This window comes from Ruegeria sp. SCP10 (assembly GCF_040329495.1).
GTDB lineage: Bacteria > Pseudomonadota > Alphaproteobacteria > Rhodobacterales > Rhodobacteraceae > Ruegeria.
In genome coordinates this window covers 1-3456 of record NZ_JBDZYF010000039.1, presented here as the reverse complement: position 1 = coordinate 3456, position 3456 = coordinate 1, and the positions used below count along the sequence as shown (strand labels likewise).

Here is a 3456-nt window from a genome sequence, read left to right as displayed (position 1 = left end):
TGCTTGGTTCCGGGTTTCTTACTCATCTCCACTCCTTGGCGGTTACGATGAGCCAGAAACCCTCTCTTATCAAATCGACTTAAACTGTCCCATTGGTGCTGACGTCAGACAGTACCGATTTCGATTTTCCAACAGGGCAAGTGGAAGGTCAACGAGAGAATGGAGCGTTCAACCGAGACGAAATCAGTTACTTGTTTTTTCCAGACAGCGACAAGCGAATTCTTGTACACCGTTTCATCGTCGCGGTCGCACTCGGGAAGTGGCCCCCAAGAGATCTGGATGTTCATCACCTCAACGACAAGCCTGATGACAACAGGCCAACGAACCTCGAACTTGTTACCCGAAGGTACAACAACGCGGTACGCAGAGCGCCGCTCAAAAAGGTTGCTGACTTAACAAAAGCTAACAGGTGGGTCAGCGAGATATCCAAGGTCGAGAAGCAAGCACCGAAACAGGCAGCAAAAAAACCGAAACCGTCCGTCCTCTCGCCGGATTCCCCTATCGAAGCTTTTGCCCGTGTGCCTGAAAAGGACATCACGTCTGTTGGAATGCCCCAGTCAAACCAACACCTGAGTTACTTTGTAAACAAAAGGGTGCCATCGATAGAGGAAGTCCTCAGAAGATACTACACGGTTCCCGAAGACGTATCCTGGACGGGCAGGCGCAAGGGTGTTGAAGACTGCTACTGGGAAGCGACCACGGGGATTTGGTACTACGTTGACCCTCGCAATGCCCGTTGATCATTCTGCGCCTGAGACCAAGCTTCGATCATTGCGTTTATAGATGGATCGAGTATGATTTATGGGACGGGAATTTTCCGGGTTTTGACATTTTCGCGTGGGTGATATTTGCACCCTACCCCGGTTCAATTTTTAGCCCACCTCCGGGTAAAAACTATACCACTAAGTACCGTGATCTAACGACCGTAAACCATGTAACGCCATATCGGGATATCGGGTGGGGTAGAAAGTGACCCGCGCCAAGCCATGTCGTGCCGTTGTTTGAGGCCATGTGAGGATGTAAGTGATCCTTGAAAGGAAACAAACATGGCTAAAAACAAAGAAGGATCAAAAGACAAGCCACCGAAGCGAGAAAAGTCCTCGACCGAAAGGATCTTTGGCGCCGAAGTCATGCAACATGGCTATACGGCTATTCCAAACATCATGGTGCGGGCGCAGTCTCGCCTTGGTTTGAACCCTGCGCAGTTCAATATTCTGGCCCAACTTCTGAGCTACTACATGGACCCGGCTCGACCGCCTTTCCCGACCAAGCGGGAGCTTCGGGATCGGACCGGTCTTTCGGATGCGACGATGAAAAAGCACCTGAAGGCTCTTGAACAAGCGGGTTTCATCCGGCGTGAACAGCAAGTCACCAATGCTGGCGACTTTGGCTCGAACATCTACCATCTTGATGGATTGATCGGGAAGTTGAAGAAGCTGGTGCCTGATTTTGACAAGGAACGTGAGGAACGGAGGGAGAGCCGCCGCAGATCGGAAACACCTAATGCCAGGCGCAACTCTGTGTCGAAGGCTTAGGGCAGTAAACAATGACTCGGCTCAACAAGAAAGTTCTGTGTTTTGTAGATGAGTATGGCACGGCTGGCGATGACGGCTTTGCCCTTGGCTGCGTTATGGTCTGGGCTCGGGAATGCGGCAAAGTCGATAAAGCCTTCAGTGATCTGCTGCCTCCCAACGTCAATGAGGTTCATGCTGTGGACTGGTCGAACAACGCCCTTCAAAGTCTTCTCGGCCGGTTTGCACAGACTGACGCTCCGGCAAGCTTGATCATGCTTAACAAAACCATTGATGTGGCTGGCGCTTCACGACCTGAGATCTACGCCAGAGGCGTTATCGAAACTGTTAAGACGGGCATGAAGCGGTTCGGAAAGGCCCAAGGTATTCGTGAAACGCTTGGCAATGTTGAGGTGATTACCGATGCCAATGAGCAGAACAGCGATCCTGAGTTTGCCCGGGTGATAGAGGCGGCGCGCCACCATGACGGCCGATTTAAGGGCGTTACCCGTGTCGTCCCCCTCGATTCAGCTGCATCGCGCGTTCTCCAACTAGCGGATATTGTCGCATACACTCGCTCCTGGGTGAACAAAGCAGAAATCAACGCGCGGGGTCTGAGCGAATCTTATGAGATCGAGCTTCTATAACGAAAGAGCCGCCCCATACGGAACGGCCCTTTGTTATTCTGGATGCGGCTGGCAACCGGCCCATTTTGGTGGTCCGGGTCACCGCTGCTCCTACCCGACACGAAGCCTGATAGGTCACAAGTGTTATATACGTTGGGTCTGGTAAAAAAACAACCCACCCTAGCGGTCCCTCGGCGGCCCTGCGCGCGAGTAGCGACGAATCCTAGTCGATTTGGGCACCCTGCCCCGCTCGGCCGGGATAAACAACACCAGCCTTATTCATTCACTGCATCAGCTGCTACCCAATAGGTAACTGCTACCAGGTCTGGCATTTCATGTTCTGGATCTGAAACGACCGACTTGAATACTGGTGCGTTCGTCTCATCGTCAATGTACCAAAAGAAGCCCAAACCTCGATGGATGATTACGAAGTGTTCTAGCCCGTTGTTGATTTCGGATAGTTTCTGCGCAGTCGTTTGTTCAATCCAGCGGCCAATATTCGACGTGTCGATTGTCCCTATCCGTGTCATATATAGCTCTGCGCCTGAAAGGTTGCTAGGATCGTATGCGACTTTCAATTTGATCTCCTGATTTCTGGTAGCTGTTTCATCCGCGTGAGAGCTCTCGCCGGTTTGTTCAGCGTGGCCGGCATCAGTTATCCAACCTGGTTCTTGCCCGCAATACTTGTATTTGGGCTTAAACAATCCCCTTCCAGCAATTACAGTATCCGAGGCAGCTTAGCTCAATGATAGAGCGCTTACCCACCCCGCCATCATTAGGTGCCTGTAAGAATGGCTTCAGAACGTAGGGGCAATTAGAAATTTGGGTGAGAGGTTTAGGTTTGATTCCTGGAGCTGTCGCTGCTCGTCAAATATGAAGACATGCGTATCGAAAAATCAGATAGTTCCAACAAAGGTTCCTAGATGTAGTGGCTTGAGATTATAAGCCGTTGGGCGCGAGATTATCGGCATTTCTGGCTCAGATTGTTTGAGACTGCAAATTAGTTTGGGATCACTTTATTTGAGAACGGGCTTAGAATTGTTGAAACAGGCTCACATTGCTGAGACTGGGATCGGTGAAGTGAGAACGGGGGCGTGCCGTCACAGCGACAATCCCACCATCCTCATTCGCTCTGCCAGTTCGCGGGTCCGCGCGGGTTCAAGCTGCCCGCTCAGGAAGCGTTTGATCGCGGCAGGCTTGGACTGAAGTTTGTCTGACGTCAGCACCAATGGGACAGTTTAAGTCGATTTGATAAGAGAGGGTTTCTGGCTCATCGTAACCGCCAAGGAGTGGAGATGAGTAAGAAACCCGGAACCAAG

General features: G+C 51.4%; 4 protein-coding genes. 3 read left to right on the top strand and 1 reads right to left on the bottom strand.

From position 1 onward, the window contains the following. Positions 1-191: 191 nt before the first annotated feature. The 3 genes from ABLN87_RS21995 to ABLN87_RS21985 all read left to right on the top strand — a co-directional run bounded on the left by ABLN87_RS21995 (position 192) and on the right by ABLN87_RS21985 (position 2158). Positions 192-740 carry an HNH endonuclease signature motif containing protein gene (locus ABLN87_RS21995; protein WP_353014243.1) on the top strand — a complete coding sequence of 183 codons (549 nt, stop codon included), beginning with the start codon at positions 192-194 and terminating at the stop codon, positions 738-740. A gap of 306 nt (positions 741-1046) precedes the next feature. Beyond that, the gene (locus tag ABLN87_RS21990) at positions 1047-1535 is read left to right on the top strand and encodes a helix-turn-helix domain-containing protein (RefSeq protein ID WP_353014241.1); all 489 of its coding nucleotides are present in this window, start codon (positions 1047-1049) and stop codon (positions 1533-1535) included. A gap of 11 nt (positions 1536-1546) precedes the next feature. After that, entirely contained in the window at positions 1547-2158 is a 612-nt protein-coding gene (locus ABLN87_RS21985; RefSeq protein ID WP_353014240.1) for a DUF3800 domain-containing protein, read from the top strand. A 254-nt stretch (positions 2159-2412) separates the two neighbouring features. Here the strand turns inward: ABLN87_RS21985 and ABLN87_RS21980 are convergent, their stop codons facing one another. Further along, complete coding sequence (locus tag ABLN87_RS21980; RefSeq protein ID WP_353014238.1) at positions 2413-2841, bottom strand: hypothetical protein; 429 nt, start codon at positions 2839-2841, stop codon at positions 2413-2415. Positions 2842-3456: the final 615 nt, after the last annotated feature.